The sequence below is a fragment of the Hydrogenophaga soli genome, from assembly GCF_054777695.1.
The window spans coordinates 196897-211939 of sequence record NZ_BAAHAK010000006.1 but is presented as its reverse complement, the minus strand read 5'-3'; the positions used below and the strand labels follow the sequence as shown (position 1 = coordinate 211939).

The 15043-nt window shown below is 63.1% G+C and carries 9 protein-coding genes; 4 read left to right on the top strand and 5 right to left on the bottom strand.

All coding sequences use genetic code 11. The features are described from left to right. Positions 1 to 27: 27 nt before the first annotated feature. A complete protein-coding gene (locus ACYVB7_RS12820) occupies positions 28 to 1224 on the bottom strand; it encodes an alpha/beta hydrolase family protein (RefSeq protein ID WP_460508208.1) in 1197 nt (398 codons plus the stop codon). Positions 1225 to 1548: 324 nt separating this feature from the next. Beyond that, the gene (locus ACYVB7_RS12815) at positions 1549 to 1911 is read right to left on the bottom strand and encodes an FAD-dependent oxidoreductase (RefSeq protein ID WP_460508360.1); all 363 of its coding nucleotides are present in this window, start codon (positions 1909 to 1911) and stop codon (positions 1549 to 1551) included. A 94-nt stretch (positions 1912 to 2005) separates the two neighbouring features. Between ACYVB7_RS12815 and ACYVB7_RS12810 the strand changes: the two genes are divergently transcribed. Both ACYVB7_RS12810 and ACYVB7_RS12805 read left to right on the top strand, forming a co-directional pair. Beyond that, positions 2006 to 3355, top strand: coding sequence for a hypothetical protein (locus tag ACYVB7_RS12810; RefSeq protein WP_460508206.1), 1350 nt, complete (start codon positions 2006 to 2008; stop codon positions 3353 to 3355). 59 nt (positions 3356 to 3414) lie between these two features. Then, entirely contained in the window at positions 3415 to 5130 is a 1716-nt protein-coding gene (locus ACYVB7_RS12805; RefSeq protein WP_460508204.1) for a tetratricopeptide repeat protein, read from the top strand. 234 nt (positions 5131 to 5364) lie between these two features. Here the strand turns inward: ACYVB7_RS12805 and lpdA are convergent, their stop codons facing one another. Genes lpdA through aceE form a run of 3 tightly spaced genes read right to left on the bottom strand, consistent with a single transcriptional unit; the run spans position 5365 to position 11656 of the window. Beyond that, entirely contained in the window at positions 5365 to 7227 is a 1863-nt protein-coding gene (lpdA, locus tag ACYVB7_RS12800; protein WP_460508202.1) for a dihydrolipoyl dehydrogenase family protein, read from the bottom strand. Between the two features lie 17 nt (positions 7228 to 7244). Further along, the gene (gene aceF / locus ACYVB7_RS12795; protein WP_460508200.1) at positions 7245 to 8924 is read right to left on the bottom strand and encodes a dihydrolipoyllysine-residue acetyltransferase; all 1680 of its coding nucleotides are present in this window, start codon (positions 8922 to 8924) and stop codon (positions 7245 to 7247) included. A 20-nt stretch (positions 8925 to 8944) separates the two neighbouring features. Then, complete coding sequence (aceE, locus tag ACYVB7_RS12790; protein ID WP_460508197.1) at positions 8945 to 11656, bottom strand: pyruvate dehydrogenase (acetyl-transferring), homodimeric type; 2712 nt, start codon at positions 11654 to 11656, stop codon at positions 8945 to 8947. A gap of 219 nt (positions 11657 to 11875) precedes the next feature. Here aceE and ACYVB7_RS12785 point away from each other — a divergent pair, with 219 nt between their 5' ends. Beyond that, on the top strand, positions 11876 to 14359 hold the full coding sequence (locus tag ACYVB7_RS12785; protein WP_460508195.1) for a PAS domain-containing sensor histidine kinase: 2484 nt from the start codon (positions 11876 to 11878) through the stop codon (positions 14357 to 14359). A gap of 50 nt (positions 14360 to 14409) precedes the next feature. Next, positions 14410 to 15039, top strand: coding sequence for a response regulator transcription factor (locus ACYVB7_RS12780; RefSeq protein WP_460508193.1), 630 nt, complete (start codon positions 14410 to 14412; stop codon positions 15037 to 15039). Positions 15040 to 15043: the final 4 nt, after the last annotated feature.

The window sequence follows — 15043 nt, the reverse complement described above, 5'->3', positions numbered from 1 at the left end:
TGACGAACAGCACCCGACGCGCATGCCTCAGCGTTTTTCAACTTCTGCCAGGTATTTGTCTACGGCGTCCGTCCAGAGGAATGGCTCGTTGTGCAGCATGTGTCCATTTCTGCCCGGCGCTGGCTGAAACTCAAGGAACTCACCCAGTCCTCCCGCAGCCCGGAATACGTCGAAGTTGTTGCGGCTGTGCGCGAGTCGGTAGTAGGGGTCATGGTCACCATAGAGCCAAATCATGGGCCGTGCAAATCCAGCTCCTCGCTTCATCAACACCGGATTGACTTTATCCGCCTGCTTACAAACATCACCGACCCAACCACCCACAAAGTTCAGCACACCTTGAAATAGTTCGGGGTGCAGACCTGCATAAGCGACCGAAAGAATCCCCCCCCTGGAAACACCGCCAATCAGCAAGCGTTTGGCATCCACATCGGAGCGAGCCAGGACTTGCGCCATGACAATATCAAGGTCTTCCGTGGCGCGATCAAAACCAGAGAGAGCATATTTGGGTTCACAGGAGTAGCCCATCGCACGGTCTGGAGCAAATCCCTCGTCATAAAGTCCATCGGAAAGTCCCCTCCCGCGACGCTGCGGGAACAGCACCTGCCAACCTTTACGAGCGAAATACTCAGCAACCTCCGGGCTGGTCCAAGTCAACTTGAACCAATCGGGACGATTGCCCCCTCCAGTGGACCCGTGGTTGAACACCAAGGTCGGGAACGGCCCCGTCCCCAAGGGGCGGTACACCACCATTTCCAAAGTCTGAGGCTTGTCTCCGTCCTTCCAAGGCGTTGGCAGGCGCTCGATCGTGCGCGTGTATGGCGACTGAAGTTCTCTTTGCGTCAGCACGCCCACAGACATCAGTTGCGACTCCGGCTTCCAGAACGACATCTCCATGTCTCCGTCGGTTCGCAACCGAAGAACCACACGCTTGCCCGAAAGAGACACGATCAGTTCGTCATTGTCAAAAACCCCTATCGCACGCTCGGCCAACTGACCCTGCAACGCATTGGCCATTGCAAATGCAACCGTGGCTTGGTGAGCTGCCAGGCTCTCGATCGCAATTCGTACATCGCATTGCCTGCCCAGGCACGCCCAGCCGCTCCACTGACCAAACCACCGCTGCATTTCAGCAGGTAACGCTGAAGTCGGTGGTACAGAGACACCGCCGACGGGAAGCACCGCAGCCACAGGACTTTCAGACAGCGCGGGTTTCAGTCGCGGCATGATGGCAGGCCAAGAGGTCTGCGCGCTGGCCGCCATGGAATACAGGCCACACATGACAAGCCCAATCAAGCGACGATTGTTTATCACAGTTCCCCCCCAAAAAATCTGATTGGATGGTCGACTTCCAAAGTCAACACTTGGCTGACCAACCATCGTAGCCGGGAAGCAAAGCACCGCAGCCCCGCAGATGTAAGAGAAGCCAGAAGTGCGTCCATGCCGGGCGCAAAACAAAAAAGCCCGAACCGTACCCGGCCCGGGCTTCTTCATTTTTGATAGCTGCTTGCGCTTTCTCTGAAAGCGCCAGAGCCCATTTTCACTGCAAACTCACTTGCGCGCTGGCGGCACATCCGTGCAACTGCCATGCGCCACTTCCGCCGCCATGCCGATGCTTTCGCCCAGCGTGGGGTGGGGGTGGATGGTCTTACCGATGTCCACGGCGTCCGCGCCCATTTCGATGGCCAGCGCAATCTCGCCAATCATGTCGCCCGCGTGGGTGCCGACCAAGCCGCCGCCCAGAATGAGCATGCGCTTGGGCACTTCCTTCAGCGCCAAAGCCCCGGTGGAATCGGCCACGCGCGGGTCGTTGGGCATGAAGGGCAAATGCACGGCCTGGCTGCCCGCAGCGATGATGGCTTTCTTGAACGCCACCACCTTCTTGGTGCCGGTCTGTTCCTGGCTTGGGTTCAGTGGCTAACTTGCCGACGTGAGCGCGCTATGGGACTTCAGAAACGTTGGAGCTGGAGACAAGCAGATGCCTTGACGCGACTCTAAAATCCAACATATGCAACGTCACCAGATAATCCCCATCCTGCAACGTCTAGAAGATCTGGGGCCGCTGGACCCCGACGATCGGAACCCTGTTGAGGCTCAGAAGTGCAAGGCCTACCATGTTGACGGCCTGCACGACGGGCCCAACGGCAATGCAGTGGACCAATTGGCGCTGGACATAGAGGTGTCTTCTGGCGGACGAAACGCTCATTTGTTCACTGGCACCATCGGATCGGGCAAAAGCACCGAGCTGCGCCACATGGCCAACAATTTGCGACATCGGGGGCATTTTGCCGCCGTTGCCAACGCCCGTGATTTCCTCAACCCGCAGATTGAAATCAGCATTTCCGAACTGCTATTGGCTATGGCGCTGTCAGTCTGGGAACTGACGGCCCAAGCCCAAGGCAAGAGCCCTACCGACGGACAGCGCTGGCAATGGTGGAAGTCTTTGTTTGCCAGCGGTGTCGAACTGAAAGAGATCGAAATACCAACAGATGTAGCAACCGCCAAGTTTGCCCTGGTATCCAACCCCACAGTGCGCGAGCGCATCCGAAAATTTCACGAACAAAGTTTGGACCGACTGGTCACCGAGGTCCACGCCTTTTTCGAGGAGTGTGCTGACACACTGTTGGCGCTGCGAGACCCTGGCGCCAAGTGCGTGCTGATACTTGATTCTCTTGAGCATTTCGGCGGTACGGCTGTACCTGGCGAGCCAGACGTGGTCTTCAACAGCTTGCAACGGCTGTTCAACACCCATGCAAGGCACCTGCAAATCCCGGGCTGGACAGTGGTGTACTCCGTCCCGCCTCTGCTGGGCAAGCTCTCGCCGGGCATTGCCAGCGCCTGGAGCATGAGCCGCAGCTACGCACTGACCAGTGCCCATGTATTCAAAGACCGCAGCAACTCGGTGGACGACACCACTGTCCAAGACAAGTTGCTGCCCTTGTTGAAAAAGCGTCTTGGCGATGATTGGGCTCAACTGTTCAGTGAGCCTCATTTGCGCCTGTTGGTCACAGGAACCGGGGGTGATTTGCGCGACCTGATGCGCTGCACTCGCGCGGCATTGCTCAAGGCCTTGATGAGCGAGAGCTTTCCGGTATCAGACCTGATTCTTGAACAAGCCTTCAATGACCTGCGCCGCCCCTACTTGCCACTGTCCCAGGCCAGCCGAGACCGGCTTTCAGTGGTCGCCCGGACTTTTGAGGTAGACGAACTGCTCAAGGACGACAAACAGTGGTCAGTGGTCATGTCCGATCTGGCGCAAAAGCGCATCTTGATGTACCTGAACGGCCAGGAATGGTACGGCGTGCACCCACTGCTGCGCGACGTGCTGCAACCCACAGCCCCACCAGCGGCACCATGAATGGGCCGGGCGTTGTCCTGAGTGCATCCAGTCGGCAAGCGCTTGCCGAAGCTGCCCTGATGCTGCAGCATGCCCAGGGCTTCATTTTTCTGCCTCTGTTGGTTCAAAGCGAACGCGCTGGCGCACTGGCACTGGACTTGCTGCGGCCAGCGCTGCACACCGAGCCCTACCGGGTGGCATGGCCCTTGTCGCCTGCCCACGAAGACAACGAAGACCTGCGCGAGGCACGCGCCCAGGCCGACGTGACAGCCCTGCTGAACGCTCTGGACACTGCCTCGCTTCGCCTGCCTGCCGGGTCTGGTTTGCTGCTTGATGCGACCAGCAGCACACGCGAAGCGGTGGCGCGACGGCTGCCTGTGTTTCTGAACCAGCGACGCGAAGAATGGCGTCGCCTGGGGCATCGGGTTTTGCTGATGTGGCCTCAACAGGCCAGCGAGGCGCTCATGCAAGGCGCACCCGACCTGTGGTCGATGCGGTCAGCGGCCCCGTGGATTGATGAGTCGCTTCCGGCTCCTGCGGAGCCACAAGCGCCCATGGATGAGCAGACCCATGTTGAGTCCACAGCCCAAACGTTGAGCCCCGCCCAGCAGCGCCAGTGGGTGGCTTTGCAACAGAAACCTAGCTGGGCTGAAGCTGGTGTGTCAGCCGCAGACCTGTTGGCCCTGGTTGCCGGGTTGCGCCAAAAACGCCTGATTGACAGTGGCTTGGAGGTAGCCGAGCGAGCCATGGCCGCCCCCGAGGCACCCGGACAGCCACCACAGTGGCGGGCGGACTTGATGAACGAGCTGGCCCTGTTGCGGCTGGCTGCTGGTGATCGTGCGGGCGCGCTGCCCCCTGCGCAAGAGGCGGCAACCATCTACCGCCGCCTGGCGAAGGCCAACCCGGCGGCCTATGAGCCCGATCTGGCGGGGAGCCTGAACAACCTGGCCAATCGCTTGGCCGAGACAGGCGACCGAGCGGGCGCATTGACCACAGCGCAAGAGGCGGCAACCATCTACCGCCGCCTGGCGAAGGCCAACCCGGCGGCCTATGAGCCCGATCTGGCGAGGAGCCTGAACAACCTGGCCAATCGCTTGGCCGAGACAGGCGACCGAGCGGGCGCATTGACCACAGCGCAAGAGGCGGCAACCATCTACCGCCGCCTGGCGAAGGCCAACCCGGCGGCCTATGAGCCCGATCTGGCGAGGAGCCTGAACAACCTGGCCAATTGCTTGGCCGAGACAGGCGACCGAGCGGGCGCATTGACCACAGCGCAAGAGGCGGCAACCATCTACCGCCGCCTGGCGAAGGCCAACCCGGCGGCCTATGAGCCCGATCTGGCGGGGAGCCTGAACAACCTGGCCAATCGCTTGGCCGAGACAGGCGACCGAGCGGGCGCATTGACCACGGCGCAAGAGGCGGCAACCATCTACCGCCGCCTAGCGAAGGCCAACCCTGCGGCCTACGAGCCCGATCTGGCGGCGAGCCTGAACAACCTGGCCAATTGCATGGCCGAGACAGGCGACCGAGCGGGCGCGTTGACCGCTGCGCAAGAGGCGGCAACCATCTACCGCCGCCTGGCGAAAGCCAACCCTGCGGCCTACGAACCCGATCTGGCGATGAGCTTGTGGACAAATATGCGTGGCCACGCGGCTGCTGAGGAACACGCGCAAGCGCGCGAGTGCGGGGAGCTTGCCTTGGTGCTGTTCACCCGGCTGGCTGCAGCAGAGCCAACCCGTTTTGACCCCTATCTGCAGGCGCTAAAGACTGAACTGCGGGCGCTGGACGCGGATTGATTGCACCCCAACGCTTTACCAGCGGATGTGCTGATCTCTGCCCTCCATTACGCCTTTGGACTCCAAACTGGTGCCGCTCTACGCCCTCGCGGTCTGTGTTCCGCAGCGGGCGCTGTCCTGTATTGATGGAATACAGACAGCAAAAGCCCGAGCCGTCCCCGGCCCGGGCTTCTTCACTTTTAATAGCTGCTCGCGCTTTATCTGAAAGCGCTAGAGCCCATTTTTACATCAAACTCACTTGCGAGCAGGCGGCACATCCGTGCAACTGCCATGCGCCACTTCCGCCGCCATGCCGATGCTTTCGCCCAGCGTGGGGTGGGGGTGAATGGTTTTGCCGATGTCCACGGCATCCGCACCCATCTCGATGGCCAGCGCAATCTCACCAATCATGTCGCCCGCGTGGGTGCCGACCATGCCACCGCCCAGGATCTTGCCGTGACCGTGGGCTTCGGGGCTGTCGTCAAACAGCAGCTTGGTGAAGCCTTCGTCGCGGCCATTGGCAATGGCGCGGCCCGAGGCGGTCCAGGGGAACAGGCCCTTTTTCACCTTGATGCCTTGGGCCTTGGCCTGGTCTTCGGTCAGGCCCACCCAGGCCACTTCGGGGTCGGTGTAGGCCACGCTGGGGATGACGCGGGCGTTGAAGGCGGCAGCGGCCAGCTCCTTGTTGCCTTGCAGTTCACCGGCGATGACTTCTGCCGCCACATGCGCCTCGTGCACCGCCTTGTGCGCCAGCATGGGCTGGCCCACGATGTCGCCAATGGCGAAGATGTGCGGCACGTTGGTGCGCATCTGGATGTCCACGTTGATGAAGCCGCGGTCGGTCACCGCCACACCGGCCTTGTCGGCGGCAATCTTCTTGCCGTTGGGCGTGCGGCCCACGGCTTGCAGCACCAGGTCGTAGGTTTGTGGTTCGGGCACAGTACCGCCCTCTTCCGCAGGTGCGAAGGTGACCTTGATGCCCTCGGGCGTGGCTTCGGCCCCCACGGTCTTGGTCTTCAACATGATGTTGTCGAAGCGGTGGGCGTTCATCTTCTGCCACACCTTCACCAGGTCGCGGTCGGCGCCTTGCATCAGGCCGTCCATCATTTCCACCACGTCAAGCCGTGCGCCCAGCGTGCTGTAGACGGTGCCCATTTCCAGGCCGATGATGCCGCCCCCCAGAATGAGCATGCGCTTGGGCACTTCCTTCAACGCCAAAGCGCCGGTGGAATCGACCACGCGCGGGTCGTTGGGCATGAAGGGCAAATGCACGGCCTGGCTGCCCGCGGCGATGATGGCCTTCTTGAACGCCACCACCTTTTTGGTGCCCGTCTTCTCCTGGCCGGTGCCGGTGGTTTCCTCCACCTCCACGTGGTTGGGGCCCACAAAGAAGCCGAAGCCGCGCACCACGGTGACCTTGCGCATCTTGGCCATGGCGGCCAGGCCACCGGTCAGCTTGCCAATGACCTTTTCCTTGTGGCCGCGCAGTTTGTCGATGTTGACACTGGGTTGGCCGAAGTCCACGCCCAGGTCGCCCAGGTGGGCCACTTCGTCCATGACAGCGGCCACGTGCAGCAGCGCCTTGCTGGGGATGCAGCCCACGTTCAGGCACACGCCGCCCAGGGTGGCGTAGCGCTCCACGATGACGACCTTCAGCCCCAGGTCGGCGGCACGGAAGGCGGCGCTGTAGCCGCCAGGGCCACCGCCCAGCACCAGCACGTCGCACTCCACGTCGGCGCTGCCGTTGTAGCTGGCGGCGCTGGGGGCTGCGGCCACGGGTACCGGGGTGGGGGCAGGCGCAGCACTTGCTACCACAGCTGTAGCTGCTTGCGCTTGATTTGAAAGCGCTGGAGCCGGATTTGATGCTGAAGTTTCAGCGCCCTGCACTTCCAGCACGGCCAGCAGCGAGCCTTCGCTGACCTTGTCGCCCAGCTTGACCTTCAGCTCCTTGACCACACCCGCGTGGCTGGACGGGATTTCCATGGAGGCCTTGTCGCTCTCCACGGTGACCAGGCTTTGCTCGGCCTTGACCGTGTCGCCGGGCTTGACCAGCAGCTCGATCACGGCCACTTCGTCGAAGTCGCCAATGTCGGGAACCTTGATGTCGATGGTTGCCATGTTCAGGTTCCTTCTTCTTACAGCAGCACGCGGCGGAAGTCCGCCAGGATCTGGCCCAGGTAGGCATTGAAGCGGGCCGCGGCGGCACCGTCAATGACGCGGTGGTCCCAGGTCAAGGACAGCGGCAGCATCAGGCGCGGCACGAACTGTTTGCCGTCCCACACCGGCTCCATCTGGCTCTTGCACACGCCCAGAATAGCCACTTCGGGCGCGTTGATGATGGGCGTGAAATACCGCCCACCAATGCCGCCCAGGCTGCTGATGGTGAAGGTGGCACCGCTCATGTCGGCGGGGCCCAGCTTGCCATCGCGGGCCTTCTTGGCCAGCTCGGACATTTCCTGGCTGATTTGCAGCACGCCCTTCTTGTCGGCGTCCTTGATGACGGGCACCACCAGGCCATTGGGCGTGTCCGCCGCGAAGCCAATGTGCCAGTACTGCTTGTAGACCAGGCTGTCGCCGTCCAGGCTGCTGTTGAACTCGGGGAACTTCTTCAGCGCGGCCACGCAGGCCTTGATGAGGAAGGCCAGCATGGTGACCTTGATGCCGCTCTTCTCGTTCTCCTTGTTGGTGGAGACGCGGAAGGCTTCCAGCTCGGTGATGTCGGCGTCGTCGTGGTTGGTGACGGCGGGGATCATCACCGCGTTGCGCAGCAGGTTGGCTCCGCTGATCTTCTTGATGCGGCCCAGCTCCTTGCGCTCGATGGGGCCGAACTTGGCAAAGTCCACCTTGGGCCAGGGGATCAGGCCCAGCTCAGAGCCGCCGCCACCCGTTGCCGGGGCCTTGGCCACCGCCGCCGCCACGGCCGAAGCAATGGCCGTGGTCTGGAGGCTGCCCGCCATCACCCCACGGGTGAAGGCCTGCACGTCTTCGGGCGTGATGCGGCCCTTGGGGCCAGAGCCCTTGACCTCGGCCAGCGGCACTCCCAGCTCGCGGGCGAACTTGCGCACCGAGGGCGACGCATGCGGCACGCCCACGGGGGCCACGGTGGGGTTGTGCGCGGGCACGGCCACGGCAGCAACCGCGGCTGCCGGTGCGGTGACGGCCGCCGCAGCAACGGGGGCGGCTGCGGCTGCGGGAGCCGGTGCAGGTGCAGCGCTGGCGGCAGGAGCCGCCACACCTTCCAGAATGGCCAGCAGGTCGCCGATGTTGACGGTGTCGCCCAGCTTGACCTTCAGTTCCTTGACCACACCCGCGTGGCTGGACGGGATTTCCATGGAGGCCTTGTCGCTTTCCACGGTGATCAGGCTTTGCTCCACCTTCACGGTGTCGCCGGGTTTGACGAACACCTCGATCACGGCCACGTCCTTGAAGTCGCCAATGTCGGGCACGCGCACTTCCACCGGGCCTGCGGCGGCAGGTGCCACGGCAGCCACAGCAGCAGGCGCAGGAGCAGCCGCTACAGAAACAGGAGCTGCTTGCGCTTTTTCCGAAAGCGCTGGGGCCTGATTTTGCTCAGATCCCGCCACCTCCAGCATGGCCACGACCGAGCCTTCGCTGACCTTGTCACCCAGCTTGATGCGCAGCTCTTTGACCACGCCGGCGTGGCTGGACGGGATTTCCATGGAGGCCTTGTCGCTCTCCACGGTGATCAGGCTTTGCTCGGCCTTGACCGTGTCGCCGACTTTGACCAGCAGCTCAATGACGGCCACTTCGTCGAAGTCGCCAATGTCGGGAACCTTGATTTCAATGATGGACATGTTGTGGTCTCCCCCGGGGCTCAGGCGTACAGCGGGTTGATCTTGTCGGCGTTGATGCCGTACTTCGCAATGGCCTCGGCCACCTTGGCCACGGGCAGCTTGCCCTCGTCGGCCAGGCCGCGCAGGGCCGCCACCACGATGTAGTGGCGGTTGATTTCGAAGTGCTCGCGCAGCTTGCTGCGGAAGTCGCTGCGGCCAAAGCCGTCGGTGCCCAGCACCTTGTAGGGGCGACCTGCGGGAATGAACGGACGAATCTGCTCGGCGTAGCTCTTGATGTAGTCGGTCGAAGCCACCACCGGGCCCACGGTGCCGCCCAGTTGCTGGGCCACGAACGAGGTGCGCGGGGCTTCCAGCGGGTGCAGCAGGTTGAAGCGCTCGGTGTCCTGGCCGTCGCGGGCCAGTTCGTTGAAGCTGGGGCAGCTCCACACGTCGGCCTGCACACCCCAGTCGGTGGCCAGCAGGGCTTGGGCGGCAATGCTTTCACGCAGGATGGAGCCGCTGCCCAGCAGTTGCACGCGCACGCTGCCTTCGGCACCGGGCTTGCACAGGTACATGCCCTTGAGGATCTGCTCTTCCGTGCCCGCGGTCAGGCCGGGCATGGCGTAGTTTTCGTTCAGCAGCGTGAGGTAGTAGAAGACGTTTTCCTGCTTCTCCACCATGCGCTTCAAGCCGTGCTGCATGATGACCGCCACTTCGTGGGCAAAGGTCGGGTCGTAGCTGATGCAGTTGGGGATGGTGCCGGCCAGGATGTGGCTGTGGCCGTCTTCGTGCTGCAAACCTTCGCCGTTCAGGGTGGTGCGGCCCGAGGTGCCGCCCAGCAGGAAGCCGCGGGCTTGCATGTCGCCCGCCGCCCAGGCCAGGTCGCCGATGCGCTGGAACCCGAACATCGAGTAGTACACGAAGAACGGAATCATGATCCGGTTGCTGGTGCTGTAGCTGGTGGCTGCGGCAATCCAGCTGGCCATGCCGCCGGCTTCGTTGATGCCCTCTTGCAGGATCTGGCCGGCCTTGTCCTCGCGGTAGTACATGACCTGGTCGCGGTCCACCGGCGTGTACAGCTGGCCCTTGGGGTTGTAGATGCCGATCTGGCGGAACAGGCCTTCCATGCCGAAGGTGCGGGCCTCGTCCACCAGGATGGGCACCACGCGGGGGCCCAGGGCCTGGTCGCGCAGCAACTGGGTGATGAAGCGCACATACGCTTGCGTGGTGGAGATTTCGCGCCCTTCGGCGGTGGGCTCCAGGATGGCCTTGAAGGTGTCGAGCGAGGGCACGGTGAAGTGCTCGTCGGCCTTGGGGCGGCGCTTGGGCAGGTAGCCGCCCAGGGCCTGGCGGCGCTCGTGCAGGTACTTCATTTCCGGCGTGTCGTCGGCCGGCTTGTAGTACGGCAGGTTGGGCAGTTCGCTGTCCGGAATGGGGATGTTGAAGCGGTCGCGGATGTACTTGATGTCTTCGTCCGACAGCTTCTTGGTCTGGTGCACGGTGTTCTTGCCTTCACCGGCCTTGCCCATGCCGTAGCCCTTGACGGTCTTGATGAGCAGCACGGTGGGCTGACCCGTCTTGTTGTTCTGGGCGGCGTGGAAGGCGGCGTACACCTTCTCGGGCTCGTGGCCGCCACGGCGCAGTTCGAAGATTTCCTCGTCGGTCATGTGCTCGACCAGCTTGGCCGTTTCGGGGTACTTGCCGAAGAAGTTCTTGCGCACAAACGCACCGTCGTTGGCCTTCATGGCCTGGTAGTCGCCGTCCAGCGTTTCCATCATCAGCTGGCGCAGCTTGCCGGTCTTGTCACGGGCCAGCAGCTCGTCCCAGCCCTTGCCCCACAGCAGCTTGATGACGTTCCAGCCCGAGCCACGGAATTCACCTTCCAGCTCCTGGATGATCTTGCCGTTGCCGCGCACCGGGCCGTCCAGGCGTTGCAGGTTGCAGTTGATGACGAACACCAGGTTGTCGAGGTTTTCACGGGCGGCCAGGCCGATGGCGCCCAGGGATTCGGGCTCGTCCATTTCGCCGTCGCCGCAGAACACCCACACCTTGCGGTTTTCGGTGTTGGCAATGCCACGGGCATGCAGGTACTTCAGGAAGCGGGCCTGGTAGATGGCCATCAGCGGGCCCAGGCCCATGGACACGGTGGGGAACTGCCAGAACTCGGGCATCAGCTTGGGGTGGGGGTAGCTGGAGAGGCCCTTGCCGTCCACTTCCTGGCGGAAGCTGTCCAGCTGCTCTTCGGTCAGGCGGCCTTCCAGGTAGGCCCGGGCATAGATGCCGGGGGCGCTGTGGCCCTGGATGTAGAGGCAGTCGCCGCCGTGGTTTTCGCTCTCGGCGTGCCAGAAGTGGTTGAAGCCCGCGCCCAGCATGGAGGCCAGCGAGGCAAAGGAACCGATGTGGCCGCCCAGGTCACCGCCATCGGCGGGGTTCAGGCGGTTGGCCCGCACCACCATGGCCATGGCGTTCCAGCGCATGTAGGCGCGCAAGCGCTTTTCAATGGCGATGTTGCCGGGGCAATGCGCCTCCTGGCTGGTTTCAATGGTGTTCACATAGCCGGTGTTGGCGGAAAACGGCATGTCGATGCTGTTCTCGCGCGCGTGTTCCAGCAGTTGTTCCAGCAGGAAGTGGGCACGCTCCCCACCCTCACGCTCGATCACGGCGGACAAGGCGTCCATCCACTCGCGGGTTTCCTGGCTGTCAGCATCCTTGGCTGCGTTGCCGAATTGTTGTGCTTCCTGGGGGTTGGCCATGGCCTTGTCTCCTGGGGGTGAGGTTGAATTGCCCTTGGTGGCTGGTTGAAGTCGCTGCGAGTGTCTCACAAACCCCCAATCGTTTCAACATGCAAACAGATATTTCATAATTTGATATTTATCACCTTCTTTGGCCCCTTCAGGAACATGCCGCATGGCACACTGACGGTCCTTCCCATAGGAGAAAATCCGATTTCTTACGCAAACCTGAAAGAAACCATGTCAGACCGTCGTCGCCCTGCCCCGTCCTGGAGGCGTTGGTGGAAAAGCCAATCCCCTACCCGCCAGGACCGCTACGCCATGCTGGGTCCGTTGGTGGCGGTGGTGATGTTTGTGTTGGTGATGCTGTCGGCCTTCACGTACTTGCGCATCGAAGAAATCGACCGCGAAAACGAGGCCGTCAGCCGCGATGTGGAATACGCGCAACAACGCCTGCGCCTGCGCCTGCTGGAACGTCAGGAGCAGCTGATGCGCATCGCCCGCCAGGTGGCCAACCGGGAGATTGACGACACCGAGTTCACGTTGCAGGCCGAAAACCTGGTCAACCAGTACCCGGAGCTGATCGCCGTCACCTGGGTGGACGACCACCGCCAGGTGGTGGCCAGCCACGCCTCCCCCAGCGCCGCCGACAGCAGCCACCACACCGCGGGCGATTTGCTGGCTCCGGGCGACACCGGCGGTTCGTTCGACCTGGCCCGCGACCTGCGACAGCCCGTGTACTCCAGCCCCCTGCGCCACCCGGACCAAGGGGCCACCCTGCTGGTGCAGATTCCCCTGGCCGACGTGGCCCATTTCAGCGGCGTGGTGATGGGCGAATACACGGTGGAAGGCCTGCTGCGCTTTGGCGTGCCCTCCGAGGTCATGGCGCGTTACGCCGTGACGCTGGTGGACGACGCCGACCATGTGCTGGCCGGCACGCCCCCGGCACCGGTCAACCGCATCCTGCCCATGGCCCCATGGTTGCACACGGTCATTGAACAGGAAGTGCCCATTTCCCCCGTGGGCAACAGCCTGTTGCTGCGCGCCCAGGGCTACCGCACCTCGCAAGACACGGTGGGTGCCGGTCTGCTGTGGCTGATCGGCAGCCTGAGCGCCCTCACCGTGTGGATGCTGGTGGGCACCTGGCGGCACACGCGCCGCCGCGTTCAGGCCCAGCAGGCCCTGTTGGCCGAAACCAACTTCCGCCGAGCCATGGAAAACTCCATGCTCACCGGCATGCGGGCCTTGGACATGCAGGGGCGCATTTCCTACGTCAACCCGGCGTTTTGCAGCATGACCGGCTGGACCGAGGCCGAGCTGCTGGGCCAGACCGCCCCCTTCCCCTACTGGCCCGAAGAAGACCGCGATCTGCTGATGATGCGGCTGGAAGACGAGCTGGGCGGACGCTCCAACCCCGGTGGCTTTGAAGTGCGGGTGCGCCGACGCAATGGCGAGCTGTTCGACGCCCGCATGTACGTGTCGCCGCTGATCGACCCCTACGGCGTGCAGACCGGCTGGATGACGTCCATGACGGACATCACCGAGCCCCGGCGCATTCGCCAGGAGTTGACGGCGTCCTACGAACGCTTCACCACGGTGCTGGAAAGCCTGGACTCGGCGGTGTCCGTGGTGCCGCTGGGGGGGGATGAACTGCTGTTTGCCAACAAGCTGTACCGGCTGTGGTTTGGCATGGACGGCAAGGGCCACCAGCAACTGGTGGACCTGTGCGGCCCGGCCTCCCCCCACGACCTGGACGATGGCGATGCCGTGGACGCCTTTGCTGGCCTGCCCACCACCCCCTTGACCAACGCCCAGGTGGACAGCGCCGAGATGTATGTGGAGTCGCTGGGCAAGTGGCTGGAAGTGCGCTCGCGCTACGTCACCTGGGTGGACGGGCGCCTGGCGCAAATCGCCATCGCCACCGACATCACCTCGCGCCGTCGCGCCGAAGAGCAGGCCGCGGAACAGGCCCAGCGCGCCCAGACCGCCAGCCGCCTCATCACCATGGGGGAAATGGCGTCCAGCGTGGCGCACGAAATCAACCAACCCCTCACCGCCATCAGCAACTACTGCAGCGGCATGATCACACGGCTGCAAAAAGGCGCCATGTCGCCCGAAGACCTGCTGGATGCCCTGGAAAAGACCGCCCGCCAGGCGCAGCGGGCCGGTCAGGTGGTGCAACGCATCAAGGCCTTCGTCAAGCGCAGCGAGCCCAACCCCACGCTGTCCGACGTGGCCACCATGGTGAGCAACGCCATCGAGCTGGCCGACATCGAACTGCGCCGCCAGCAAGTGCGTCTGACGCACTACGTGGCGGCGCGGCTGCCGCAACTGATGGTGGACCCCATCCTGATCGAACAGGTGCTCATCAACCTGATGAAAAACGGCGCCGAGTCCATGCTGCAGGCGCAGCGGCCCGTGGCACAGCGGCAGATCGAACTCAAGGTCATCCCGCGCAAGGTGGAGGGCGTGGACGTGGTGGAGTTCAGCGTGCGCGACGCAGGCACCGGCGTACCCGCCGAGCTGCTGGAGCGCATCTACGACGCCTTCTACAGCACCAAGAGCGAAGGCATGGGCATCGGCCTCAAGCTGTGCCGCAGCATCATCGAGTCGCACCAGGGACGGATCAAAGTGGAGAACCTCTACAATGGCTCGGAAACAACCGGGTGTGTTTTCAGTTTCTGGATCCCGGTGGCGCCCCCGCTGAAAGCCTCGGCTTCCTGAAGTCCGCTCACCGTCCTGAGACCCGCGCACCGCTCCAGCAGGAAGACAACATGAGCTTGATCCCCAAACGCGGTACCGTTTATGTGGTGGACGATGACGAGGCCGTCCGCGACTCCCTCCAATGGTTGCTGGAAGGCAATGACTACCGGGTCCGCTGCTACGAATCGGCCGAGGCCTTTCTGGCCCGTTACGACCCCCGCGAAGTGGCCTGCCTGATCGCCGACATCCGCATGGTGGGCATGTCGGGCCTGGAGTTGCAAGACAAACTGATGGAGCGCCGCTCTCCCCTGCCCATCGTCTTCATCACCGGCCACGGTGACGTGCCCATGGCCGTGGAGTCCATGAAAAAGGGTGCGCTGGACTTCATCCAGAAGCCCTTCCAGGAGGCCGCCTTGCTGCCGCTGGTCGAACGCATGCTGGACAAGGCCCGCGACAGCTTTGCCGAACACCAGAAAGCCGCCAGCCGCGACGCGCTGCTGTCCAAGCTCACCAGCCGCGAGGCCCAGGTGCTGGAGCGCATCGTGGCCGGGCGCCTGAACAAGCAGATTGCCGACGACCTGGGCATCAGCATCAAGACGGTGGAGGCGCACCGCGCCAACATCATGGAAAAGCTCAACGCCAACACCGTGGCCGACCTGCTCAAGATCGCCCTGAACCAGAACGCCCCGGCAGCCGCTTAAATTT